This is a genomic window from Streptomyces sp. CWNU-52B, from assembly GCF_047444975.1.
Lineage (GTDB): Bacteria > Actinomycetota > Actinomycetes > Streptomycetales > Streptomycetaceae > Streptomyces.
Window position 1 is genome coordinate 272,548 of sequence record NZ_JBLFJV010000001.1, and the last position, 23,076, is coordinate 295,623.

A 23,076-nucleotide genomic window follows, 5' to 3' on the forward strand; every position below is an offset into this window, starting at 1 on the left:
AGGTCCCTTCGGCCGGCTGATCGCTCGACTGCCGATCAGCCGGCCGGAGGTGCCCGTCTATCTATCCATCCATCTATCTGTGTCTGTCCGGTGCGTGATCGCTGATGCGCGACCCCGGCGCGCCGCAGACGGCGGTTCAGCCGGTCTTGCGGCCCACGCCTCCGTAGAAGCCGATCTCGCCGGACCGGGGCGGCGGCGTGGTGTCCGGGCGCCAGAACGGGACCTGGGCCAGGCCGGGTTCGATCAGTTCGAAGCCGTCGAAGAGGCGCTCGACCTCGGCGCGGGACCGCAGGTTCATGGTGGCGGTCGCGTTCTTGTAGACGGCCTGGGCGTCCGTGCGGTCGGCGAAGTCGCCCGTGGCGTGCGAAAGCACCAGGAAGCTGCCCTTCGGCAGCGCGTCACGCAGGGTGGCGACGATCTGCCCGGGGTTCTCCGCGTCGGTGACGAAGTGGAAGATCGCCACCAGGAGCACCGCGACCGGCTGGTCGAAGTCGATGACCCGGCGGACGTCGGGGTGGTCCAGGATGGACCGCGGGTCGCGCAAGTCGGCGAGCACGATGCTGGTCGCGCCGGAGCGGCTGAGCAGCGCGTCGGCGTGCGTCTTCACGATCGGGTCGTTGTCGACGTACGCGACCCGCACGTCCGGGGCCACCTCCTGGGCGATCTCGTGCACGTTCGGTGAGGTGGGCAGCCCGGTGCCGATGTCGAGGATCTGGCGGACGCCGCTGCCCACGATGTGCCGGACGGCACGCTGCAGGAAGGCGCGGTTGGCCCGCACGCCGATCCACACCTCGGGCGCGACAGCGGCGAGTGCGTCGGCGGCCCGCTGGTCCACCTCGTAGTTGTCCTTGCCGCCCAGCAGGTAGTCGTAGATCCGCGCGGGGTGCGGCTTGCTGGTGTCTATCTCGGCACGGACGCCGTCCTGGCTCACACTGCGCTCCTCTCGACCACCGCCACGGCCACTCCGCCTGCGCACGGTTGACGACAGCTTCCCATATCAACCAGTGTGCGAGCGCCCGCCGTTGCCGGAGTTACCGCAAGTTACCCGGAGTTGCCGGAGAGCAGCAGGGCGATCGTACGGACCAGTCCCGCGTTCTTCGGCGCGCTGATCCCGAGGACGGCGCGGCCGGAGGCCACCATGGCGGTCTCACCCATGAGTCGGCTGCCTCCGGATGCGTCCGGGACGAGATGCGCGCCGCGGTCCAGCCGCTCCGCCCCGGTGTCCCACGGGAGGTCGCTCGCGGCGATCCTCCGGGCCGCGTCGGCGTCGGCGGCCACCCACCGTACGGTGATCTGGAAGATGTCCTTGGCGGACCCCGACCCGGTGGCGAACCGGCACTCCGTCGCGTGCGGCAGCCTGACGCCGAAGGCGGTGCGGCTCGTGTCGACCGGTAGCCGGAGATAGCCCTCGCCCAGCCCGTCGAGCTGTTCGGCGGAGAGCAGCGAGCAGGCGTCCGGCCAGTCCGACGCCGGCACCCCTCCCAGGGCGGGTTCCGCCAGGCCCTGGTGTGCCAGGCGCAGCGCCGTGTAGCGGGCGCCGTTCTCCTCCCGGCTGCGGATGACCGGGAACTCGCCGCTCAGCCCGACGAGTTCGCCGCGGAGCGGCCAGGGCAGCATGACCCGTCGCTTGCCGGACAGGTCGAGGACCACGCTCACGCCCGTACGTTGCACGCGCTCGGGTGTGAGGGCCTCGCCGTTCGAGATGACGGCCCGGTCGCTCACCACGAGGTCGCCGGGAGCGTCCTGGTGCCACAGCGGGGATCCGTCGGCCGCCCCGACCGCTCGAAGCTGCCGCCCGTCGTGGAAGTACACCGTGTCGCCGACCCGGCCCACGGTCCGGCTGTCACCCGCCGGGTCCTGCACGGTGCCGCCGCCCAGCCGGTGACCGGACTCGTCGAGGAGGGTGAAGGACGCCTTGCGGATACCGGCGTCCTGGGATTGCACGCCGATGACGTCCTCGGCCGTGGAGAAGGTCGTACGACCGCCGAGGCTCGCCAGGTCCTCCTGCCAGACGCGGTCGCCGTCGCGCGGGTCGACGGCCTTGAGCACGGTCCGCGGGCCACCCGAGCAGAGCGTGATCAGGTAACGGCCGGTGGCGGCGACCGTATGGATGCGGGCGGTGGCGGGGTCCGTGTAGGGCGCGCTGTCACATTCCGGCTGCCTCTGCCAGACGGGCCGCCCGGTCCCGGGGTCCAGGCCGACGGTGCGCCCGTCGTGCGCGTGGACGACGATGCCGCGCTCGTTGACGACGACCGGTCCGAGGACGGGCAGCTCCCGCTCGTCCCCCGGCTGGACGATCGCGGCCGTCCTCTCCCAGTACGGTTCCGACCACAACTGCCTGCCGGTACGCAGGCCGAAGCCCCGCAGGGTCGCGTAGGAGCCGCGTTCGACACCGGCCACGATCACCTCACCGGTGAGGCCGGCGCTCACGATCCGGTCCGCCGGGTCGGCGGCGCGCACGGTACGGCGGTTCTCGCCCGTGCGCGCGTCGCGGACGTCGATCATGTGGCCGTGCGGGGCGAGCACCACGTCGTCCGTCACGGTCGGCTCCCCCGGCTCACCGCGGACCGAGTACGACCAGGCGGTCTCGAACGCGTCCGCGCGCGCCGCCGACAGGGCTTTCCGGTCCTCGGCACCCCCGGCCCCGCCTCGATCGCCGCTCCCCGTGCACGCCGCGAGGACGAGGAGCGGGGCGAAGAGGGCGAGCGCTCCGGCGGCGCGGGCGGCAGGGCGGCGCATCAGCAGCCCACCGGCTTCGGTGCACGTCCGCACTGGTCCGCCTCCGTGGAGAGCTGGAACGGGCCGCCGACGGTGCCCTCGTAGACGGTTCCGTACGTCTTGTTGAGGGCGGTCACCGCCCACCGGCCGCCCTCGGGCCCGGGTACGACGCGCTTCTCGCTCCGGCCCGCGATCGTGTAGCGGATGACCAGCCCGAACGCGCGGTAGCCCCGCCGGGCCGTGAAGGTCACGTGGAGCGGCACCTGTTCGTCCGGGGCGAGTGTGATGGCGTTGTCGCGGAAGTACGGGGGCGAGCCGTCTGAGCCCTTCCCGCGGAGTACCGGCTGCGCGGCGTCCATGTCGGCGTGCAGCTCGATCTTCGACGCGCCTCCTGCGGAGGGCTCGCAGATGAGGGCCCCGTCGAGCGGCGGCGCCGGACGGGCGGTCCTGGGCTCGATGTCGATCGACTCGACGGTCAGCGCGCGGGTGCCGCCCTGCAGGGTGATGCCGACGTTCAGTTCGGCGGCGCGGGCGCCGTTGTTCCGCTTGACGACGGCGTCGGCGTCGGACTGCGTACTGAGCTCCGCGCGGTCCTCGGGGGAGGTGAGGGGGCGGGCGAAGGCTGTGCAGCCGGCCTCGTTCATGAGCTGCGGCAGGACATCGAAGTCCGAACCGGACGGACTGGATGAACCAGATGAACCGGATGAACCAGGTGAACCAGCGGTGTCCTCAGCGCTCCCGTCGGCGCCGCCGCCCGGTGACAGCCACCCGGTGGCGACCGCGACGAGAAGGGGGGCGAGGACGAGGGCGAAGGCGCTGGCGACGACTCTTCTGAACCGCTGGAGCCGTTCCTGTCGAGGGTCGACGGGCGGATGCTGCCGCACACCTGCCCCCTGGCCCCGGCCCCGCCCTGTTCCTGCCCGCCTGGTCATCCCGCTCCACCGTCAGTTCGCACTCTCGGCACGCTCGTCGCACGTTCCCCGCGAGCGTCGCGGATCCGCTGTGCGGCCCGGGGCGAAACGGCAGGCCGGTCATGCGATCGGGTGAAGCGGCCCCCTGGGTGAGGTACCTCACTCGCGTACGGCGGCCGGTTCGAACCACGCCACCTTCCAACCGGCCGTCCGGGAGCGGGCGGTGACCGGGTAGCGGCCCCAGTCGTCCGCGAGTGCCTCGACGAGGAACAGTCCTCGGCCGAGGTCCTGGAGGCCGACCACCTCCTCTGACTCCCCCGCCTCCTCTGACTCCCCGCCGCCCCCGGGACCGGATCATCACGATCCGGTCTCAGGGGTTGCCCCATCTCCCTGTAATCGATTCCAATCGCTCTCATCGCGTTGCGTGTAATCGATTCCACAAGGAGGTGGAGCGTCGATGGCGAGCATCAAGGACGTCGCCGCCGAGGCAGGCGTGTCCGTCGCCACCGTGTCGCGGGTGCTCAACGGCCACCCCTCCGTCAGCCCGGCGGCCCGCGCCCACGTGCTGGCCGCCGTCGACACCCTCGGCTACCGGCCGAACGCCGTCGCCCGGTCCCTGCGCACCGACCAGACCCACACCTTCGGCCTGGTCATCAGCGACGTGCTGAACCCGTACTTCACCGAGCTGGCCCGCTCCGTCGAGGAGGAGGCCCGCGCCCTCGGGTACAGCGTCATCATCGGCAACGCCGACGAGCGGCCCGAGTTGCAGGACCATCACGTCCGTACCCTCCTCGACCGCCGTATCGACGGCCTTCTCGTCTCCCCCACCGACGGCGGCTCCCCGCAGATACTGGCCGCCGCCCGCACGGGGACCCCGATGGTCTTCGTCGACCGGTGGACACCGGGCGTGGACGTGCCGGTCGTCCGGGCCGACGGGCGCGCCGCCGTGCGCGACCTCGTCGCCCACCTCCACCGCCTCGGCCACCGCAGGCTCGCCATCATCGCGGGCCCGGCCGCCACCACCACCGGCAGCGAGCGCGTGGCCGCCTTCCGGGACGCGCTGAGCGAGTACGGGCTCCCGCTGCCCGACGCCTACACGGGCCAGGGCGACTTCCAGGCGGCCAGCGGGCGGCGGGCCACCGAGGAGTTCCTCGACCTGGCCGAACCGCCCGAGGTCGTCTTCGCCGCCGACAACCTGATGGCCCTGGGCGCGCTGGACGCCATCCGCGCGCGCGGACTACGCGTGCCCGACGACATCGCGCTCGCCGCGTTCGACGACATCCCGTGGTTCGTGCACACCGACCCGCCGATCACGGCGATCGCCCAGCCCACCCCGGAACTGGGCCGCGCCGCCGTACGCGCCCTCGTCGACCGCATCGAGGGGCGGCCCCCGCGGTCCGTCACCCTCCCCGCCCGGCTCGTCGTCCGCCGCTCGTGCGGCGAGCCGCCGTCCCCCCAGCAGTCCCAGCAGTCCCCCCAGTCCGTCCAGTCCACGCGAAGGTCCACGCGAAGGAGCAGCACGTGAGCAACAGCCCGGACGAGTTGCTGCGTATCGAAGGCATACGCAAGACCTTCCCCGGCGTCGTCGCCCTCGACAGCGTCGACTTCGATCTGCGCCGCGGCGAGGTGCACGTACTGCTCGGTGAGAACGGCGCGGGCAAGAGCACCCTCATCAAGATGCTGTCCGGCGCCTACCGGCCCGACGCCGGGAAGATCGTGGTCGGCGGGGAGACGGTCCGCATCCACGGCGCGCAGGACGCCGCGCGCCTCGGGATCGCCACCATCTACCAGGAGTTCAACCTGGTCCCCGACCTCACCGTCGCCGAGAACATCTTCCTGGGCCGCCAGCCGCGCCGCTTCGGGATGATCGACCGTAAGCGCATGGAGGAGGACGCCTCCGTACTCCTGGAGCGCGTCGGCGTCGACGTGTCCCCCCGCGCGCGGGTACGCGAACTGGGCATCGCCCGCCTCCAGATGGTCGAGATCGCGAAGGCGCTGAGCCTGGACACCCGCGTCCTGATCATGGACGAGCCGACCGCGGTGCTCACCTCCACGGAGGTCGACAAGCTCTTCCGGATCGTGCGCACGCTGCGCGAGGACGGCGTCGGCATCGTCTTCATCACCCACCACCTGGAGGAGATCGCCGCCCTGGGCGACCGCGTCACGGTCATCCGGGACGGCAGGAGCGTCGGCCAGGTCCCCGCCTCCACTCCCGAGGACGACCTCGTACGCCTGATGGTGGGCCGCTCCATCGAGTTGCAGTACCCGCGCGAGCGCACCGACGCCGGGACCGCCCTGCTCACCGTGGACGGGCTCACCAGGGACGGTGTCTTCCACGACGTCAGCTTCGAGGTGCGGGCCGGTGAGGTCGTCGGCATCGCCGGGCTCGTCGGCGCGGGCCGCACCGAGGTCGTGCGGGCGGTCTTCGGGGCCGACCCCTACGACAAGGGCTCCGTGGCCGTCTCGGGCACCCGGCTGCCCCGCCACGACGTCAACGCGGCCATGACCGCCGGCATCGGGCTCGTACCCGAGGACCGCAAGGGCCAGGGACTGCTCCTGGACGCCTCCGTCGAGGAGAACCTCGGGCTCGTCACCCTGCGGGCGGCCACCCGCGGCGGGCTCGTCGACCTCAAGGGACAGCACACCGCAGCCGCGCGGATCGCCGAACAGCTCGGCGTGCGGATGGCCGGGCTCGGCCAGCACGTGCGTACGCTCTCCGGCGGCAACCAGCAGAAGGTCGTCATCGGCAAGTGGCTGCTCGCCGACACAAAGGTGCTGATCCTCGACGAGCCGACCCGCGGTATCGACGTCGGCGCCAAGGTCGAGATCTACCAGCTGGTCAACGAACTCACGGCCGCCGGCCACGCCGTCCTGATGATCTCCAGCGATCTGCCCGAGGTGCTCGGCATGAGCGACCGGGTGCTGGTGATGGCCCAGGGCCGGATCGCCGGCGAACTCTCCGCCGACGAGGCCACCCAGGACTCCGTGATGGCACTCGCCGTCAGCACCCCCACATCAACCACATCAACCGCCGAATCCGACTCCGCCGTGGAGGACTCCCGTGGCCACTGACTCGCTCAAGAGCACGACGGGCGCCGGTGGCGCCTCCGGCGGCCTGCGCCGTCTCCTGCTCGACAACGGCGCGCTCACCGCGCTCATCATCCTCGTCATCGCGATGTCGGCCCTGTCCGGCGACTTCCTGACGACGGACAACCTGCTCAACATCGGCGTCCAGGCGGCCGTCACCGCCATCCTCGCCTTCGGTGTGACCTTCGTGATCGTCTCGGCGGGCATCGACCTGTCGGTCGGTTCCGTCGCCGCCCTGTCCGCCACCGTCCTCGCCTGGACGGCCACGTCACAGGGCGTACCGGTCTGGATCGCGGTGCTTCTCGCCGTCGCCACCGGCATAGCGTGCGGCCTGGTCAACGGCGTGCTGATCTCGTACGGGAAGCTGCCGCCGTTCATCGCGACGCTCGCCATGCTGTCGGTGGGCCGCGGGCTGTCCCTGGTGATCTCGCAGGGCTCCCCGATCGCCTTCCCCGAGTCCGTCTCGCACCTGGGTGACACACTCGGCGGCTGGCTGCCGGTCCCGGTCCTCGTGATGATCGTGATGGGCCTCGTCACCGCGCTGATCCTGGGGCGTACGTACATCGGGCGTTCCATGTACGCGATCGGCGGCAACGAGGAGGCGGCCCGCCTCTCCGGGCTGCGGGTGAAGCGGCAGAAGCTCGTGATCTACGCGCTCTCGGGGCTCTTCGCCGCCGCCGCGGGCATCGTGCTCGCCTCCCGGCTGTCCTCCGCGCAGCCCCAGGCCGCGCAGGGGTACGAGCTGGACGCCATCGCCGCGGTCGTCATCGGCGGCGCCTCCCTCGCGGGCGGTACGGGCAAGGCGTCCGGGACGCTGATCGGCGCGCTGATCCTGGCGGTGCTGCGCAACGGGCTCAACCTGCTGTCCGTGTCGGCGTTCTGGCAGCAGGTCGTCATCGGTGTGGTCATCGCGCTCGCGGTGCTGCTCGACACCGTGCGGCGCAAGGCGGGGGCGACCCCGGTCACGGCCGGTGCCGGTGGCGCGGGGGGCCTCAAGGGGCTCAAGGGGCCCCAGGCCGTCAAGTACGCGCTCGCCGTGGTCCTCGTGGCGGCGGTCGTGGGCGGCCTGTCCCTCTTCAACAACGGCTCCTCCTCGGCGAACCCGAAGGTGGGCCTGTCCTTGTCCACTCTGAACAACCCCTTCTTCGTACAGATCAAGGAGGGCGCGCAGGCGGAGGCGAAGCGGCAAGGGGCCGACCTGACCGTCACCGACGCCCAGAACGACGCCTCGCAGCAGGCCAACCAGCTGCAGAACTTCACCAGCGAGGGCGTCGACTCGATCGTCGTCAACCCGGTGGACTCGGACGCGGCGGGCCCCTCGGTGCGCTCCGCCAACAAGTCCGACATCCCCGTCGTCGGTGTCGACCGGGGCGTCAACAAGGCGAAGACGGCCGCGCTCGTGGCCTCCGACAACGTCGAGGGCGGCAGGCTGGGCGCCAAGGCGCTCGCCGAGAAGCTGGGCGGCAAGGGCCGCATCGTCATCCTCCAGGGGCTGGCCGGCACGTCCGCGAGCCGTGAGCGCGGCGCGGGCTTCGAGGAAGGCCTGAAGGCCTACCCGGACATCGAGGTGGTCGCCAGGCAGCCCGCGGACTTCGACCGTACGAAGGGTCTGGACGTGATGACGAACCTGCTCCAGGCCCACCCGGACGTCCAGGGCGTCTTCGCCGAGAACGACGAGATGGCGCTCGGCGCGCTCAAGGCACTGGGCGCCAAGGCCGGAAAGTCCGTGCAGGTCATCGGCTTCGACGGCACGCCCGACGGGCTGAAGGCGGTCGAGGAGGGCACGATGTACGCCTCCGTGGCGCAGCAGCCCAAGGAACTCGGGCGGATCGCGGTGGAGAACGCGCTGCGGGCCGCCGACGGCAAGAAGACCGAGCAGACGGTGAAGGTCCCGGTGAAGGTGGTCACGTCGAAGAACGTGGCGGGCTTCACCGGCTGAGCCCGACCCCACCCGCCTCAACCCCTGGGTCCAGGGAGAGGGAGTCAGTTCATGTTCGACTACGACCTGCTGGTCGTGGGGTCGGCCAACGCCGACCTGGTCATCGGCGTCGAGCGGCGGCCGGGCGCCGGGGAGACCGTGCTCGGCTCCGACCTGGCCCTGCACCCCGGCGGCAAGGGCGCCAACCAGGCGGTCGCCGCCGCCCGGCTGGGGGCGCGTACGGCGCTCCTCGCCCGGGTCGGCGACGACGCGCACGGCAGGCTGCTGCTCGACTCGCAGCGGGCGGCCGGGGTCGACACGGCGGGGGTACTCGTCGGCGGGGCGCCCACCGGGGTCGCGCTCATCACGGTGGACCCGTCCGGGGACAACAGCATCGTGGTGTCGCCCGGCGCGAACGGCCGGCTGACCCCGGACGACATCCGCGCGGCACCCGCGGCCGCCCTGCTCGCGGCCTCCCGGGTCGTCTCGGCGCAGCTGGAGATCCCGCTGGAGACGGTCGTGGAGGTCGTACGGACCCTGCGGGCTCCGGAACCCGGGTCGCCGGAACCCGGGTCGCCGGAACCTCGGTCGCCAGGGCCTCGGTCGCCGGGGCCCGGCACCCGCTTCGTGCTGAACCCGTCGCCGCCGCAGCCGCTGCCCGCCGAGGTGCTCGCGGCCTGCGACCCGCTGATCGTGAACGAGCACGAGGCACGGGTGCTGCTCGGCACGGACCCGGCCAAAACGCCCGATCAGTGGGCGGCGGCGCTTCTCGCGCTCGGCCCGCGCTCGGTGGTCGTCACCCTGGGGGACGAGGGCGCGCTGGTCGCGGACGCCTCGGGCACGGTCCGGGTCCCGGCCGTGAAGGTGCGCGCCGTGGACACGACCGGCGCCGGTGACGCGTTCACCGCCGCGCTGGCCTGGCGGCTGGGCGCCGGGGAGTCCCTCGCCGACTCCGCCGCGTACGCGGCCCGCGTGGGCGCGGTCGCCGTCACCCGGGAGGGCGCGCAGGCGTCCTTCCCCACTGCCGAAGAGGTCGCCGCCGTATGAAGAAGACCGGAATCCTGAACCGTCACCTCGCGGGCGCGACAGCCGAGCTGGGTCACGGCGACGGCGTGCTGATCTGCGACGCGGGCATGCCGATCCCGGCGGGCCCGGCCGGGCCGCGGGTCGTGGACCTGGCGTTCCGAGCCGGGGTGCCGTCCTTCGCGGAGGTCCTGGAAGGGCTCCTCGATGAGCTGGTCGTGGAGGGCGCGACGGCGGCGGAGGAGGTACGGAAGGCGAACCCGCAGGCGTCCGCCCTGCTGAGCGCCCACTTCCCGGCCACGCTGACCCATGTGTCCCACGAGGAGCTGAAGGCCCTCTCGGCCGGCGCCCGCCTGATCGTGCGCACCGGCGAGGTCCGCCCGTACGCGAACGTCCTGCTGCGCTGCGGGGTCTTCTTCTGAGCCAGGCCGACCGCACTCCCCGCGGCGCCGACCACACTCCCCGTGTTCGGGGGAGTCAGCGTGCGTACAGGCGGTCCAGTGCCGACCGGCTCCGGTCGTCCGCGGCCCGGCAGATCATCAACCGCTGGTCCGTGTCCTGAAGCGGCATGAGGACCTCGAAGTGCACGGCGATCTCACCGGCGTCGGGATGCCGCATCGCCTTGCTCCCGCGGCCGTTCACCTTGACGTCGCCCTCGGCCCACAGCCGGGCGAACTCCTCGTCATGGGCGGTGAATTCGGCGATGAGTCCGGTCAGCGCCCGGTCCTCCGGGTGCGCGGCCCACGCGGCCCGCAGATGGGCGATTCCCTCGCGCAGGACCCGCGCGCGGTCGACGTAGAACTCGCGTATCTCCGGATGGATCAGGCACAGCCACATCGCGTTGCGCCGCTCCGGCGGCAGGGTGTCGAAATCCAGGAGCAGCCTCGCCATCTCGTCGTTCCAGGCCAGGATGTCGAAGCGGTGGTTCATCAGCATGGCCGGCAGCGGTGACAGCTCGGCGACCAGCCGGGCCAGCTGCGGCGCCGCGGTGGCGGCCGGCTCGTCGCTGACGCGCCGGCGCTGCCGGGTCAGGTCGAAGAGGTACGCGCGTTCGTCGGGGGCCAGCCGCAGCGCGCGGGCCAGCGCCTCCACCACGTCCGCCGAGGGCCGCAGCCCGCGGGCCTGCTCCAGCCGCACGATGTAGTCGATGCTGACCCCGGCCAGCTCGGCGACCTCCTCGCGGCGCAGCCCCGGGGTCCGCCGGGACCCACGACGCGACGGCAGGCCGAAATCGTGCGGGTCCAGGCGCTCGCGCCGGGTCCGCAGGAACGCGGCCAGCTCCTGCGTCGCGTCCACGGTGCGAGTCGTCGTCATGCCCGGTCCAACAGCCAGGGTAGGACCGCTGTTCCCAGGAACTTCCTTCCCTTACCCCCGGCCGGCGGCGGTCGCAGTCTTGTTCCCGACAACGGATCACAGACACCGACTGACACCGACAGACACCGAAGGACCTGATCACCATGTCGCTCACTCTCGACACCTACCGGCTGCTGGGCCGCTCCGGGCTGCGGGTCTCACCGCTGGCACTGGGCGCGGCGACCTTCGGCACCGAATGGGGCTGGGGCGCCGAGCAGGACGAGGCACGCAAACTGTTCGACCTGTACGTCGAACGCGGCGGCAATTTCATCGACACGGCCAACACCTACACCGACGGCAGTTCCGAGCGCCTGCTGGGCGAATTCACCCGCGACAACCGGGAAAGCCTGGTGCTGGCGACGAAGTACACGACGCTGCGCCGCCCCGGCGACCCGAATTCCGGGGGATCTCACCGCAAGAGCCTGTTCGCGTCGGTGGAATCCAGTCTGCGCCGGCTGAACACGGACTACCTCGACCTGCTCTATCTGCACGTGTGGGACTTCACGACGCCGGTCGAGGAGATCCTGCGCGGCCTGGACGACCTGGTCAGGCAGGGCAAGATCCTCTACGTGGCGATCTCGAACGCCCCGGCCTGGCAGGTGTCGCGCATGCAGGCGATCGCCGATCTGCGCGGCTGGTCGCCCCTGGTCGCGCTGGAGATCGAGTACAGCCTGATCCAGCGCGCCGGGGAGCGCGACCTGATCCCCATGGCACGGGAGATGGGGCTGGGCGTCATCCCGTACTCGCCGCTGGCGGGCGGGATACTCACCGGCAAGTACAGCCGCGCCGACCTGACCGCGACGGACCACGCGTCCGACGAGAGCACCCGCAAGAGCCTGAACACCGCCCTGGGCTGGGTCACCGAGCGCAATCTCGACGTCGCCGACGCCGTGAAGGAGGTCGCCGCGGACCTGGGCGTCACACCCGCCCAGGTCGGGCTGGCCTGGACCCTGCAGAACCCGGGCGTGACGGCTCCGATCATCGGCGCCCGTACCCCCGCGCAGCTGGCGGACAACCTGGGCGCCCTGGAGGTCGACTTCACGGCCGCCCAGCTGACCCGCCTCGACGAGGCCAGTGGGATCGAACTCGGCTACCCGCACGACCTGCTCGCCAGTGACCACATCCGCGAGGTGAGCGCGGGCGACCTGAAGCTCGAAACCCGCCGCTGACCGGAGAAGTACCGGTAGCAGGGGTGGTCCGGGCCAGGACGGGCGAGTACGGGAAGCAACGGGGAATTCTCGAGGGGGCCCGGTCCGTCGACCGGGCCCCCTCTGTCCCCTCCCCCAGATCAGAACCCCCGCGATCCCCCCGGATCCCCCTCCAAAGGTCCTGATGCCCACTACGACCCACGAGGCGGGGGGAGGGTTGCACGGTGCCTTGAGATTTTTTTGAGCTTCTTCCGAGCAGCGCCGGGCGGGCCGGTGGGCCCCGATGAGCGACGCGCGTATTGCGTGACGTAAGTCATAGCTCGCTAGAATGCGCGGGACTGTTGGGGGAGCGCAGGTGGATTCCGATCTCGCGGTACCGCTGCATGCCGTCAGTGTCACCGGCATCGTCCTGAGAGACGACGGCCGCCTTCTGGCGATCAAGCGGGTGGACGACGGCACCTGGGTGCCACCCGGAGGAATACTGGAGACCGGCGAAGGACTGGAGCGGGGTGTCGTCCGCGAGGTCCTCGAGGAAACCGGCGTGACGGTGCATCCGCTGAGACTGACCGGCGTCTACAAGAACATCCCTCGTCGGACCGTGTCCATCGCCTTCCTCTGCGACGTCGTGGCAGGCGAGCCGAGCGTCTCGGACGAGGCTTCCGACGTCACGTGGATGACCCCGCAGGAAGCCTGCGCGGTGATGCCACCGCTGCGGGCCCTCAGGGTCAGTGACGCGTTGGACCTGAACGGCCCGTTCGTCCGGTCCTACTAGGACAGGCCTGGCACGACCGGAGGTACGTATCACGTTCTATGCGCGCGTGCTGTGGGTGCCCGTACTGCTGATGGTCCTGGCCACTCTCGCCGTTCATGAGGCGACCGAGCACATGTCGATCAGCCGCGACACCACCGTCATGGGCCTGCTCTCGCAGTTCGACGGCACGGCCACCACGGTCTTCGTGGCGCTGGCCACGTTACGCACCTCGGTGAAGTCCGAGAACCCAGGGGGAAACGCGCGCATGTGGCGTCGCTCGGTCCGCTTCCAGTTCGCGGCCGCCTTCGCGCTCGCCGCGTTCGTCCTGGCCACTGCCGCGGCCCACTACACGGGTCTTGGCTCATGGGCTCTGGCGCTCAACGCCACCACGATCGCCGCCGTGCTGTGGGCTCTCGTCGGCCCCATCGAGCCGTCATGACTCCGCGGAGCCGGCATGACTCTGCGGAGCCGGCATGACTCTGCGACTTGAGTACGACCTCGTCCTGGCGCCGTCGTCACATGTGGACCGGATCGTGGCCACCGTCCGGAAGGGACTGCTGGCCCACCGGACCGACAGCCGGGCGGAGATCGACATGACCTACCGCACGAACTCCACCCAGGACGATCTCTTCCTGTCCCTCAGCGTCGACCTGGAACTCGGTTCCTTCGGCATGGCCGAGCGCGGCTCGGCGGGGCTGGTCGCCCTGCTCGGCGGTACGAGCTTCCGCGATCCCGCCATCAGAAGCGTGACGCTCAGCGCGTTCAGCCTCCTGGGCACCGATCCGCTCTTCCCCGGCCCGATCCGCGGGACCGGCATCCTGGACGGGTCCGCCGGTCCCGCTCCATGGCTCTCGGTGCCCGTGCCGAAGACGGCAGCCCGTCAGTCCTGGAACGAGGTGAGCCGCGCCCTCGTACGAGCCGGCGTACAGGTCGTCACCGACCTCAGTCTGAACGTGACCCCCCATGAACTGACGCTGCGCGCCGCCGCCGTGGCCGACGAGGCGACAGCCGGCCGGCCGGTCGCGCTCTTCTTCAACGCCACCAGCAGACTCGACTACGCGGTCCGGCTGACCGAGCGGATCGCCACCACACTGCAACCACAGGTCCCCAACATCACCGTCGGCATCCGTATGTGCCCGTCGGCCATGGGGTTCTCGGTCCTCGAATACCTCCGGACCTGGAATGTGCCGATCTTCGCCTACACCCTCACCTCATACCCGTCGGGGCGCACGTTCTGGAGCCAGGCCGCCTATGCCTCGATGATCCACGCGATGGGCGGTGACGTGGTCAACATAGGGCTGCTGAGTGTCCCCGCGCTGCGCGGCGGAACCCTCTACGAAGCCATCATGCCGCTGCTGAGCAGGAGAAACGCACGAAAGGCCAGCCTGCCGGCGCTGACCGGCGGAGTGGAACCGCGCGTGGCCTACGCCTATGCCGCCGCGGTCAGCGATCCGGTGCTCCTCCACACCATGACCCCGATCTTCCGCGGCGGCCTCGAAGAGAGAGCTGTCCGGAAACGGGTCAAGGCGATCCGCGAAGCGGTGGAAGCGGGCCGCCGGTCACTGGACATCGAGCGCCTGTTCGCCGAGCGCAACTCCAGCGTGCGCAACTGGCAGGCGCTGGAAGAAGAACGATGACCGGATGAAGAAGCCGGCCGAAGCCGGATGAAGACGGATGAAGCCGGATGAGAGGACAGAAGTGAACGAAGAACGACGCACGCTCCACGTACTGGGGAGCGGCTCGGCCAAACCGAGCGCTCTGCGGGCCAACTCCTCGTACCTCGTCGAAACCGGTGACGCGCTGCTGGCCATCGACTGCAGCGGCAGCCCCGTGCACGAGATCCTGAGCCGCGGTCTCGACCCGGGCGCCCTTCGCCACCTCTGCCTCACCCACGGCCACCCCGACCACGTGTACGGCCTCCCCAGCCTGATCCACTCGTCGTGGATGCTCGGCCTGTTCCGGGAGGAACCGCTCACCGTCCATGGCACGCGGGAGACCCTCGGCGTCGCGAAGGCCCTGCTCGCCGTCTTCGGTCTGGAGGAGCGCCGCAACGCCCCGCGGATCGACTGGCGCCAGGCCGACGCGGACCGCCCCAGCGAACTGAAGGGCACCGCGGGACTGCGGGTCACCGCGTATCCCGTCACCCACGCGGGCACCGAGGCCCTCGGTTACCGCGTACGCGACACCGTGTTCTCCGGCGACGCCGTCTGTGACGAACGACTGGTGAGCGCCGTGGACGACTCGGTGCGGGCGTTCGTCGTCGACTGCGCGGGTCCGACCGGGAACGCCGGGCACGCGGGTGCCGCGGACATCGCCGGACTGGTGCGTGACCGCCCGTCGTTGGAGTCGGTACTGCTGACACACGTCGGGTTCCCGCCGGCCGAGGAGAGCGCGGTCCTGGACGCCTTCCGGGGGTGCGGTGCCGAGGTACGCGTCCTCTCGGACGGTGATCGCCTTGAACTCCGCTGACCCGGTCGTCTTCTGCGGCATGGGCGGCTCAGGCTCGACCTACCTGCGGCACGCCCTGGCGCGGACCGGTCTGACCGTTCACAACAAGCCGGACATCGTCCACCACCGCCACTGGGTGAAACAGGGACCGGCCGCGCAGAGCGAGGAGTTCGCCCGGCGGGCCGCCGGCTTCACCCTGGACACCACCGTCGTCGCCGGCCTCGCGGGCATCCAGCACTACCTCGACCGCCTGGCCGCCACCCCGGCCACGACCGCCGTCCTGAGCACGTGGGCGGAGCAGCAGTTGCTGCGGCACACCACTCGGCGACGCGTCGTCTTCCTGCTCCGCGAACCGGCGGCGGCCTACCGCTCGATGTGCGACCCCGTCCGGCACGGCGACATCGCCGAGCAGTACGGCGGCGCCGACTCCTGGTACGCCGTCTTCTATGCCGAGCGCTGGCGGAAGATCGCCGAGGAGTACCTGGCACTGCGCGCGGCCGGCTGGGACGTCTCGCTCTGGTCCTACGAGAACCTGCCCGACCACGCCCGCAGGGACGGCTTCGGCGAGATCGTCACCCAGTGGCGACGCTCCGGGCCCCGCCTGAAGCCGGCCCTGCGGGACGAGACGATCGACCTGATCAGAACGTGCACCGGTGAGGTGCGCAAAGCCCTTGACCTACCCGAGTGGTGAGAGGCAGTCACCATGGCGAAGTGGCCGAAGACCTCCGGCGAGGTCACGCTGGGCCGGCGGAACACCTTCGAGCACGGCGTCGTGATCCTCGGCCCCGCGGTCATCGGGGACGACAACTTCTTCGGTGCCTACACGGTGATCGGCGGGCGGTGCCGCCAGGCACATCGGCAGGGCGTCGCCGCCGGGCGAAGACCGGGCACGGTCCGCATCGGCTCCGGCAACTACTTCGGTGAGCACACCGTCATGCACGCCCCGGTCGGCCGGGCCACCGTCCTCGGCGACCACAGCTCGGTGGGCGCGGGAAGCCTGCTGGCCCACGACTCGCACGTCGGCTCCCATGTCACGCTGTCGGTCAACTGCTCCGTGGGAGGCCACGGTGTCATGCTCGACTGGAGCGGGCTGGGCATCGGATGCTCACTGCACCCCCGCACGGTGATGGGGCACTGGTCCTTCGCCGGCATGGCCGCCGCGGTGACTCGTACCGTGGGAATCGGGCATCTCGTGGTGGGCAATCCTGCCGGGTTCCTGCGTCCGAACTTCGAGGCGTTCGTACGTTCCGGCCTGGACGGCGCCGCTCTGGCGCAGCTCCGTGAGTTCCTGGACACAGGGAGGACACCGCCGGGCTCGAACCCCGTCTCCCGTGCCGTGGCGGAGTTCGAGGCCGCGACGGCACGGACGATCAGGAACCGGGTCCTGCGGACCTGGTCGGATGTCGAGCCCGCACGGTCGCGTGAGGTGCCCCATGAGTAGCGCCATGAACAGCCCTGTGAACAACCGCGTGAACAGCGCTTCCGCGGACTTCGCGCGTCCGCTGCCGTCGGGTCTCGCCGCCAGGTTCGTCTGCGGGACGCATCGGGGTCAGCTGACGCCGGCGTCCGCCCCACGTCTGACGTGGGGAACCGTCCTGGTCACGACGACCGGCACGGGTCCCGCGGGCCGGGCGCTGCGCTCCCTCCTCTACGGGGTGAAGGGCGCGGCGGACGTGTGGCGCCACCGACAGTCGGTCGGCCGGGACCACCCGCTCCTCGACGCCGTGTTCCTGGCTCTGCGGACGAGTTGCGACAGCCGTGACCTCAGGGCACTGCGTACGTGCGGCGGACTGGACCTGGCCGCGCTGCGCGGTGTGGTGCCGCGCGCACGCCGTACCGAATACCGCGACTGGAACAACTGTGCCGTCGCGGCGGCGCTCGTCGACGACAAGGCGCGGTGCAACCGCCGTCTCAGGGCCGCGGGAATCGAGGTCCCGCGGCAGATCCTGCTCGACGCCGGAACCCAGGTGTGGACAGCGGCCGAAGACGTCGACCCCGGGAACCCCCGGCCCCTCGGGGTCCTCCGTTTCTCGCACCGGGACGTCCCGTACGGGACGTCCTGGATGCTGAAGGACCGCTACGGCCTGCAGGGCGAGTCCGTGTGGGCCGCCAGGTCGGGCCACGCGCCGCCGACCGGCAGCCGGGCGCTGGAGGACCTGGTCCGCGCCGGCCGGCTGGTGGCCGAGGAACTGCTCCGGCCGGACGACTGGTTCGCGCGGTCGGGCGACACCGCCCTTCCGGCCATGAGAGTCGTCACCTCCAAGCTCCGGGGACGCACCGAGACAGCGGGAATGGTCCTGTTCCGCGGCGGAGCGGGAGCGGTGGCCGCCAACCGGCGACAGGGCGGCACCGCACATCTGGTCCACGAGGACGGTTCCTGCGGGGACGGGCTGGACGTGCGGGGCGCGAACCGAGGTCCGTGCGCCTACGTACTTCCGAAGTCCTGGGCGAGGACCGTCCGGGACATGTGCACACGGGCCCACGACCTGTTTCCCTGCGTCGGGTCGGTCGGCTGGGACGTGGGGCTCTCGGACCGCGGCCCCGTCGTCCTGGAGGGCAACCCGAACTGGGGCATGAACGTTCCTCAGTTGCTGCCCGGCAGGCCGATGCTGGAGGAGTTCAGGACGACGCGTTTCCGCGCCGGCTGGTAGCGCGCGGACGTCAGGAGCAGGCCACCGGGCCATCGAGGTATCGGGGTACCGGGCCGAGGGAGCGGTGATCGGTGATCGACAGGACCGAAGTGCGCGTGGCGCGCCTCGACCGCGCGACGTTGCCCGCGTTCCTCGCCTTCGTGGACCGGACGACGCTGGACAGCCTCGTTCCCTTACGGGTCACTCGTCGCCCTGCCCCCGGTCAGAGCTACCTCTGCGCCCTGTACCGGGGCCGGGTGATCGGCTGCACCTCCTGGTACGGGAGGCGGCGGCACTACTACGTGGACCTGGACGGAGCCACCGCCCACTCCACCGGCGTGTACCTGTGCTCTTCCGAGGTGCTGCCGGACTTCCGCGGCAGCGGGATCGGCGGTCTGCTCTACGAACGCCGCCTCGCCGAATGCGGCGGGGCCACCAGCGCGGCCGGCGTCGCGGCTGTCAGCGTCGAGATCCTGGGGCGGGGGACGCCCCTGTCGGTCGACGACGAAGCCCGCCCCGGTCTCCTGTGGCACCTCGCACACGACTTCGTGATCGTCGGGCACAGCCGCGAGGAGGACGCCGGCCCGGCCCTCCTCCGCCTGCCGCCGGGCGGCCAGGACCGGCGGCAGGAACCATGCGGGACGGCGCTGACGGCAAGAGAACAGCACCGCCGGAGCGTCAGTGCGTGTGTGCCACGAAGCGCGCCGCCGTCTCCGTCAGGACCTCTCGGCCGTCGCGGGCCCACAGGCCTTCGTTGAAGAGTTCGACCTCGATGGGGCCCGTGTAGCCCGCCGCCTCGACGTACGCCTTCCACTCGCGCAGGTCGATCGCACCGTCGCCGAGCTGGCCGCGGCCGTTGAGGACGCCCTCGGGCAGCGGGGTCGTCCAGTCGGCCAGCTGGAAGGTGTGGATACGGCCGCCCGCTCCCGCGCGGGCGATCTGCGCGGGCGCCTGGTCGTCCCACCAGAGGTGGTACGTGTCGACCGTGACGCCGACCTGCTGTGCGGGGAAGCGTTCCGCGAGGTCCAGGGCCTGGGTGAGGGTGGAGACCACACAGCGGTCGGCGGCGTACATCGGGTGGAGCGGCTCGATGGCCAGCCGCACCCCCCGCTCCTCGGCGTACGGGCCCAGCTCGCCCAGTGCGTCCGCGATCCGCTCCCGGGCGCCGCGGAGGTCCTTGGAGCCCTCGGGGAGGCCGCCGGAGACCAGGACGAGCGTGTCGGTGCCGAGGGTGGCCGCCTCGTCGACCGCCAGGCGGTTGTCGTCGAGCGCCTCCGCCCGCTCGGCCGGGTCGATCGCCGTGAGGAAGCCGCCCCGGCACAGGGTGGTGACGGCCAGCCCGGCCTCCCTCACCAGCTCGGCCGACTTCTCCAGGCCGTACGCCTGCACCGGGGCCCGCCACAGGCCCACGCCCGGTACGCCCGACTGCACGCAGGCGTCGACCAGTTCGGGCATCGACAGTTGCTTGACGGTCATCTGGTTGATGGAGAAGCGGGCGAGGTCACCGGGGGAAGTCGTACTCATGGGTTCACTCCGTACAGGGAGAGCAGGTTCTTCATACGGGCCTGGGCGAGTGCCGGGTCGGGGAACAGGCCCAGGCCGTCGGCGAGTTCGTACGCTCGGGCCAGGTGCGGCAGCGAGCGGGCCGCCTGGAGGCCGCCGACCATCGTGAAGTGGGACTGGTGGCCCGCGAGCCAGGCCAGCAGGACCACACCGGTCTTGTAGAAACGGGTGGGCGTCCGGAAGAGATGGCGCGACAACTCGACGGTGGGGTCCAGGAGCCGGCGGAAGCCACCCACGTCACCGGTGTCCAGCACGCGGACCGCCTCGGCGGCCAGCGGCCCCAGCGGGTCGAAGATGCCGAGCAGGGCATGGCTGAAGCCCTGCTCGTCACCCGCGATCAGCTCGGGGTAGTTGAAGTCGTCGCCGGTGTAGCAGCGCACCCCGTCGGGGAGCTTGCGGCGCAGGTCGATCTCGCGCTCGGCGTCCAGCAGCGAGACCTTGATGCCGTCGACCTTGTCGGGGTGGGCGGCGATGACCTCCAGGAACGTGCTGGTGGCGGCGTCCAGGTCGGTGCTGCCCCAGTAGCCCTCCAGGGCCGGGTCGAACATGGGGCCCAGCCAGTGCAGGACCACGGGCTCGGCGGCCTGCCGGAGCAGGTGGCCGTAGACCTCCAGATAGTCCTCGGGGCCCTTGGCGACGGCGGTCAGCACCCGTGAGGCCATGAGGACGGCCCGCGAACCGGACTCCTCGACGAGGGCCAACTGCTCCTCGTACGCGGCCCGCACCTCGTCCAGGCTGTACGGGTGACCGGCCTCGGTGACCGGCAGCTGGTCGGTGCCGACGCCGCAGGCGATCAGCCCGCCGACCGCCTTCGCCTCGGCCGACGAACGGCGGATCAGCTCGGCCGCGCCCGCCCAGTCGAGGCCCATCCCGCGCTGGGCCGTGTCCATCGCCTCGGCGACACCGAGCCCGTGGGACCACAGATGACGGCGGAAGGCGAGGGTGGCGTCCCAGTCGACGGCGGCCGGGGAGTCCGGCGAGACATCGGCGTACGGGTCGGCCACGACGTGCGCCGCCGAGTAGACCGTACGGGAGGAGAAGGGCGCGCCGGCGGTGACGGCGAGGGGTTCGGCGCGGGGGGTGTAGGTGCGCAACGCGCCGCCCGCGTCCGGCAGTCGGATGGCCGGGGGGCCGGCCGGGCTCTTCCCGTTCGTCACAGCGAGATCTCCGGTACGTCGAAACGGCGGCCCTCCGCCGAGGACCTCAGGCCCAGTTCGGCGAGCTGGACGCCGCGGGCGCCGGCCAGCAGGTCCCAGTGGTAGGGCGCGTCGGCGTAGACGTGCTTGAGGAAGAGCTCCCACTGCGCCTTGAAGCCGTTGTCGAACTCGCCGTTGTCGGGCACCTCCTGCCACTGGTCGCGGAAGACCTCGGTGGCGGGGATGTCCGGGTTCCAGACCGGCTTGGGGGTCGCGGAGCGGTGCTGGACACGGCACTCGCGCAGCCCGGCGACGGCCGAGCCCTCGGTGCCGTCGACCTGGAACTCGACGAGTTCGTCGCGGTTGACGCGGACCGCCCAGGAGGAGTTGATCTGGGCGATCGCGCCGCCGTCGAGTTCGAAGATGCCGTACGCGGCGTCGTCGGCCGTGGCGTCGTACGGCTTGTTCCTCTCGTCCCAGCGCTGCGGGAGGTGGGTGGCGGTGAGCGCCTGGACGGTCCTCACCCGGCCGAACAGCTCGTGCAGCACGTACTCCCAGTGCGGGAACATGTCGACGACGATGCCGCCGCCGTCCTCGGACCGGTAGTTCCACGAGGGGCGCTGCGCGGACTGCCAGTCGCCCTCGAAGACCCAGTAGCCGAACTCCCCGCGGATGGACAGGACACGGCCGAAGAAGCCCCCGTCGATGAGCCGCTTGAGCTTGAGCAGTCCGGGGAGGAAGAGCTTGTCCTGGACGACGCCGTGCTTGATGCCGGCGTCGTCCGCCAGGCGGGCCAGGCCGAGGGCGCCGTCGAGGCCGGTCGCGGTCGGCTTCTCCGTGTAGATGTGCTTGCCGGCCGCGATCGCCTTCCCGAGCGCCTCCTCGCGCGCCGAGGTGACCTGCGAGTCGAAGTAGATGTCGATGGTCGGATCCGCGAGCACGGCGTCGAGGTCCGTGGACCAGTGCTCGATGCCGTGCCGGTCGGCGATCGCCTTCAGCGCGGGCTCGCGCCGCCCGACCAGGACGGGTTCGGGCCACAGCACGGCACCGTCGCCGAGGTCGAGGCCGCCCTGCTCGCGCAGGGCGAGAATCGAGCGGACGAGATGCTGGCGGTAGCCCATGCGTCCCGTCACACCGTTCATGGCGATGCGCACCGTCTTGCGTGTCACGTCATTCCCTTCGCAGCAAGCGCTTTCTATGTAAGGAGAAGTTAGCCTCTCTGCAACAGATCGGACAAGACCACGGGGATGGCGAGTTGTTCGAGGGGGCGAACGGGGTGGGTTCGCGGCCGCGGCCATAGGGTCTGCACAGGCCCGGGGCCGAGGCCGGAAGCGGTACGGCCCGGAGGGCGACGACGAGATGCGCGACCGGAGGACGACGAGATGACGGTGACCCTGGCGGACGTGGCGGCCCGCGCACAGGTCTCACCCGCGACGGTGTCGCGCGTGCTGAACGGGAACTACCCCGTGGCGGCCTCCACCCGTGAACGGGTGCTGCGGGCCGTGGACGAACTGGACTACGTACTGAACGGCCCCGCGAGCGCACTCGCGGCCGCCACCTCCGACCTGGTCGGAATCCTGGTCAACGACATCGCCGACCCGTTCTTCGGGATCATGGCGGGGGCGATCCAGTCCGAGATCGGGGGGCCCGGGGGCCGGGCGGGCGGGGAGCGGCTGGCCGTCGTGTGCAACACCGGCGGCTCGCCCGAGCGCGAGCTCACCTACCTCACGCTCCTGCAGCGCCAGCGTGCCGCGGCGGTCGTGCTGACGGGCGGGGCGGTGGAGAACACCACGCACGCGGCGGCCGTGGCGACGAAGCTGCGCAAACTGGGTGCGGCCGGGACGCGTGTGGTGCTGTGCGGGCGGCCGCCCGCGCCGGCGGACACCGAGGCGGTGGCGCTCACCTTCGACAACCGGGGCGGCGGGCGGCAGCTCACCGAGCATCTGATCGGCCTCGGGCACCGGCGCATGGGGTACATCGCGGGTCCTGAGGAGCGGACGACGACCCGCCACCGGCTGGAGGGCCACCGGGACGCGCTCGCGGCGCACGGTGTCCCCGACGATCCCGGGCTGACCGTGCTCGGCCGGTACGACCGGGGGGCGGGGTACGAGGGGACGCTCGAACTCCTGCGGCGTGAGCCGGCGTTGACGGCTGTGGTGGCCGCGAACGACTCGGTCGCGCTGGGGGCGTGTGCGGCGCTGCGCGACTCGGGGCTGCGGATCCCTGACGACGTGTCCGTCGTGGGCTTCGACGACCTGCCGTTCAGCATCGACGCGGTGCCGGCGCTGACGACGGTGCGGTTGCCGTTGGCGGAGGCGGGGGCTCGGGCGGGGCGGATCGCGATGGGGCGGGAGGGGGTTCCTGCTGGAGGGATCGCGGCGATTCGGGGG

23 protein-coding genes are annotated in these 23,076 nt (G+C 71.3%); 15 read left to right on the plus strand and 8 right to left on the minus strand.

Annotation, left to right across the window (positions count from 1 at the left end; all coding sequences use genetic code 11):
• Window positions 1-136: 136 nt before the first annotated feature.
• From ACLVWQ_RS01155 to ACLVWQ_RS01170, 4 genes are all read right to left on the minus strand, one after another.
• Window positions 137-931, minus strand: a complete 795-nt coding sequence (locus ACLVWQ_RS01155) for an SAM-dependent methyltransferase (protein WP_414106148.1) — start codon at window positions 929-931, stop codon at window positions 137-139.
• A 110-nt stretch (window positions 932-1,041) separates the two neighbouring features.
• Window positions 1,042-2,772, minus strand: coding sequence for a PQQ-binding-like beta-propeller repeat protein (locus tag ACLVWQ_RS01160; protein ID WP_414106149.1), 1,731 nt, complete (start codon window positions 2,770-2,772; stop codon window positions 1,042-1,044).
• Complete coding sequence (locus tag ACLVWQ_RS01165) at window positions 2,739-3,362, minus strand: hypothetical protein (protein ID WP_414106150.1); 624 nt, start codon at window positions 3,360-3,362, stop codon at window positions 2,739-2,741. The genes ACLVWQ_RS01160 and ACLVWQ_RS01165 overlap by 34 nt, the downstream gene beginning before the upstream one ends.
• Window positions 3,363-3,788: 426 nt before the next feature.
• The gene (locus tag ACLVWQ_RS01170) at window positions 3,789-3,932 is read right to left on the minus strand and encodes a hypothetical protein (RefSeq protein WP_414106151.1); all 144 of its coding nucleotides are present in this window, start codon (window positions 3,930-3,932) and stop codon (window positions 3,789-3,791) included.
• 154 nt (window positions 3,933-4,086) lie between these two features.
• Here ACLVWQ_RS01170 and ACLVWQ_RS01175 point away from each other — a divergent pair, with 154 nt between their 5' ends.
• The 5 genes from ACLVWQ_RS01175 to rbsD are packed head-to-tail and all read left to right on the plus strand — an operon-like array spanning window position 4,087 to window position 10,079.
• The gene (locus ACLVWQ_RS01175; RefSeq protein ID WP_414106152.1) at window positions 4,087-5,154 is read left to right on the plus strand and encodes a LacI family DNA-binding transcriptional regulator; all 1,068 of its coding nucleotides are present in this window, start codon (window positions 4,087-4,089) and stop codon (window positions 5,152-5,154) included.
• On the plus strand, window positions 5,151-6,701 hold the full coding sequence (locus tag ACLVWQ_RS01180; RefSeq protein ID WP_414106153.1) for a sugar ABC transporter ATP-binding protein: 1,551 nt from the start codon (window positions 5,151-5,153) through the stop codon (window positions 6,699-6,701). Before ACLVWQ_RS01175 ends, ACLVWQ_RS01180 begins: the two co-directional genes overlap by 4 nt.
• Complete coding sequence (locus ACLVWQ_RS01185) at window positions 6,691-8,655, plus strand: substrate-binding domain-containing protein (protein WP_414106155.1); 1,965 nt, start codon at window positions 6,691-6,693, stop codon at window positions 8,653-8,655. The genes ACLVWQ_RS01180 and ACLVWQ_RS01185 overlap by 11 nt, the downstream gene beginning before the upstream one ends.
• A gap of 51 nt (window positions 8,656-8,706) precedes the next feature.
• Window positions 8,707-9,681 (plus strand): ribokinase, encoded by a 975-nt coding sequence (locus ACLVWQ_RS01190; protein ID WP_414106156.1) that lies wholly within the window; start codon window positions 8,707-8,709, stop codon window positions 9,679-9,681.
• The gene (gene rbsD / locus ACLVWQ_RS01195) at window positions 9,678-10,079 is read left to right on the plus strand and encodes a D-ribose pyranase (RefSeq protein WP_414106157.1); all 402 of its coding nucleotides are present in this window, start codon (window positions 9,678-9,680) and stop codon (window positions 10,077-10,079) included. Before ACLVWQ_RS01190 ends, rbsD begins: the two co-directional genes overlap by 4 nt.
• A gap of 55 nt (window positions 10,080-10,134) precedes the next feature.
• Here the strand turns inward: rbsD and ACLVWQ_RS01200 are convergent, their stop codons facing one another.
• Window positions 10,135-10,971, minus strand: coding sequence for a helix-turn-helix transcriptional regulator (locus ACLVWQ_RS01200; protein WP_414106158.1), 837 nt, complete (start codon window positions 10,969-10,971; stop codon window positions 10,135-10,137).
• Window positions 10,972-11,114: 143 nt separating this feature from the next.
• Here ACLVWQ_RS01200 and ACLVWQ_RS01205 point away from each other — a divergent pair, with 143 nt between their 5' ends.
• From ACLVWQ_RS01205 to ACLVWQ_RS01245, 9 genes are all read left to right on the plus strand, one after another.
• Window positions 11,115-12,179: an aldo/keto reductase gene (locus tag ACLVWQ_RS01205; protein ID WP_414106159.1), complete on the plus strand. Its 1,065-nt coding sequence runs from the start codon at window positions 11,115-11,117 to the stop codon at window positions 12,177-12,179.
• A 334-nt stretch (window positions 12,180-12,513) separates the two neighbouring features.
• The gene (locus tag ACLVWQ_RS01210; protein ID WP_414106160.1) at window positions 12,514-12,930 is read left to right on the plus strand and encodes an NUDIX hydrolase; all 417 of its coding nucleotides are present in this window, start codon (window positions 12,514-12,516) and stop codon (window positions 12,928-12,930) included.
• Between the two features lie 46 nt (window positions 12,931-12,976).
• Entirely contained in the window at window positions 12,977-13,348 is a 372-nt protein-coding gene (locus ACLVWQ_RS01215) for a hypothetical protein (RefSeq protein WP_414106161.1), read from the plus strand.
• 34 nt (window positions 13,349-13,382) lie between these two features.
• Window positions 13,383-14,546, plus strand: coding sequence for a hypothetical protein (locus tag ACLVWQ_RS01220; protein ID WP_414106162.1), 1,164 nt, complete (start codon window positions 13,383-13,385; stop codon window positions 14,544-14,546).
• Window positions 14,547-14,607: 61 nt separating this feature from the next.
• Window positions 14,608-15,378, plus strand: a complete 771-nt coding sequence (locus tag ACLVWQ_RS01225) for an MBL fold metallo-hydrolase (RefSeq protein WP_414106163.1) — start codon at window positions 14,608-14,610, stop codon at window positions 15,376-15,378.
• The gene (locus tag ACLVWQ_RS01230) at window positions 15,365-16,048 is read left to right on the plus strand and encodes a hypothetical protein (RefSeq protein WP_414106164.1); all 684 of its coding nucleotides are present in this window, start codon (window positions 15,365-15,367) and stop codon (window positions 16,046-16,048) included. Before ACLVWQ_RS01225 ends, ACLVWQ_RS01230 begins: the two co-directional genes overlap by 14 nt.
• Before the next feature lie 12 nt (window positions 16,049-16,060).
• Window positions 16,061-16,798, plus strand: a complete 738-nt coding sequence (locus ACLVWQ_RS01235) for a hypothetical protein (RefSeq protein ID WP_414106165.1) — start codon at window positions 16,061-16,063, stop codon at window positions 16,796-16,798.
• A 4-nt stretch (window positions 16,799-16,802) separates the two neighbouring features.
• Window positions 16,803-18,008, plus strand: coding sequence for a sugar-transfer associated ATP-grasp domain-containing protein (locus ACLVWQ_RS01240; RefSeq protein WP_414106167.1), 1,206 nt, complete (start codon window positions 16,803-16,805; stop codon window positions 18,006-18,008).
• 71 nt (window positions 18,009-18,079) lie between these two features.
• On the plus strand, window positions 18,080-18,745 hold the full coding sequence (locus ACLVWQ_RS01245) for a GNAT family N-acetyltransferase (RefSeq protein WP_414106168.1): 666 nt from the start codon (window positions 18,080-18,082) through the stop codon (window positions 18,743-18,745).
• On the opposite strand, the gene ACLVWQ_RS01250 is transcribed toward ACLVWQ_RS01245, so the two are convergent.
• The 3 genes from ACLVWQ_RS01250 to ACLVWQ_RS01260 are packed head-to-tail and all read right to left on the minus strand — an operon-like array spanning window position 18,666 to window position 21,855.
• Window positions 18,666-19,511 (minus strand): sugar phosphate isomerase/epimerase family protein, encoded by an 846-nt coding sequence (locus ACLVWQ_RS01250; protein ID WP_414106169.1) that lies wholly within the window; start codon window positions 19,509-19,511, stop codon window positions 18,666-18,668. The genes ACLVWQ_RS01245 and ACLVWQ_RS01250 overlap by 80 nt on opposite strands.
• The gene (locus ACLVWQ_RS01255; RefSeq protein ID WP_414106170.1) at window positions 19,508-20,707 is read right to left on the minus strand and encodes a dihydrodipicolinate synthase family protein; all 1,200 of its coding nucleotides are present in this window, start codon (window positions 20,705-20,707) and stop codon (window positions 19,508-19,510) included. The genes ACLVWQ_RS01250 and ACLVWQ_RS01255 overlap by 4 nt, the downstream gene beginning before the upstream one ends.
• Entirely contained in the window at window positions 20,704-21,855 is a 1,152-nt protein-coding gene (locus ACLVWQ_RS01260) for a Gfo/Idh/MocA family protein (protein ID WP_414106171.1), read from the minus strand. The genes ACLVWQ_RS01255 and ACLVWQ_RS01260 overlap by 4 nt, the downstream gene beginning before the upstream one ends.
• Before the next feature lie 213 nt (window positions 21,856-22,068).
• Here ACLVWQ_RS01260 and ACLVWQ_RS01265 point away from each other — a divergent pair.
• A partial coding sequence (locus ACLVWQ_RS01265) for a LacI family DNA-binding transcriptional regulator (RefSeq protein ID WP_414106172.1) occupies window positions 22,069-23,076 on the plus strand: 1,008 nt, incomplete at its 3' end.

Coding starts and splice junctions, on each gene's coding strand:
- ACLVWQ_RS01165 (WP_414106150.1), bottom strand. CDS start 3,362: ATGAACGAGGCCGGCTGCACAGCCTTCGCCCGCCCCCTCACCTCCCCC.
- ACLVWQ_RS01175 (WP_414106152.1), top strand. CDS start 4,087: ATGGCGAGCATCAAGGACGTCGCCGCCGAGGCAGGCGTGTCCGTCGCC.
- ACLVWQ_RS01190 (WP_414106156.1), top strand. CDS start 8,707: ATGTTCGACTACGACCTGCTGGTCGTGGGGTCGGCCAACGCCGACCTG.
- rbsD (WP_414106157.1), top strand. CDS start 9,678: ATGAAGAAGACCGGAATCCTGAACCGTCACCTCGCGGGCGCGACAGCC.
- ACLVWQ_RS01200 (WP_414106158.1), bottom strand. CDS start 10,971: ATGACGACGACTCGCACCGTGGACGCGACGCAGGAGCTGGCCGCGTTC.
- ACLVWQ_RS01205 (WP_414106159.1), top strand. CDS start 11,115: ATGTCGCTCACTCTCGACACCTACCGGCTGCTGGGCCGCTCCGGGCTG.
- ACLVWQ_RS01220 (WP_414106162.1), top strand. CDS start 13,383: ATGACTCTGCGACTTGAGTACGACCTCGTCCTGGCGCCGTCGTCACAT.
- ACLVWQ_RS01235 (WP_414106165.1), top strand. CDS start 16,061: ATGGCGAAGTGGCCGAAGACCTCCGGCGAGGTCACGCTGGGCCGGCGG.
- ACLVWQ_RS01240 (WP_414106167.1), top strand. CDS start 16,803: ATGAACAGCCCTGTGAACAACCGCGTGAACAGCGCTTCCGCGGACTTC.
- ACLVWQ_RS01250 (WP_414106169.1), bottom strand. CDS start 19,511: ATGAGTACGACTTCCCCCGGTGACCTCGCCCGCTTCTCCATCAACCAG.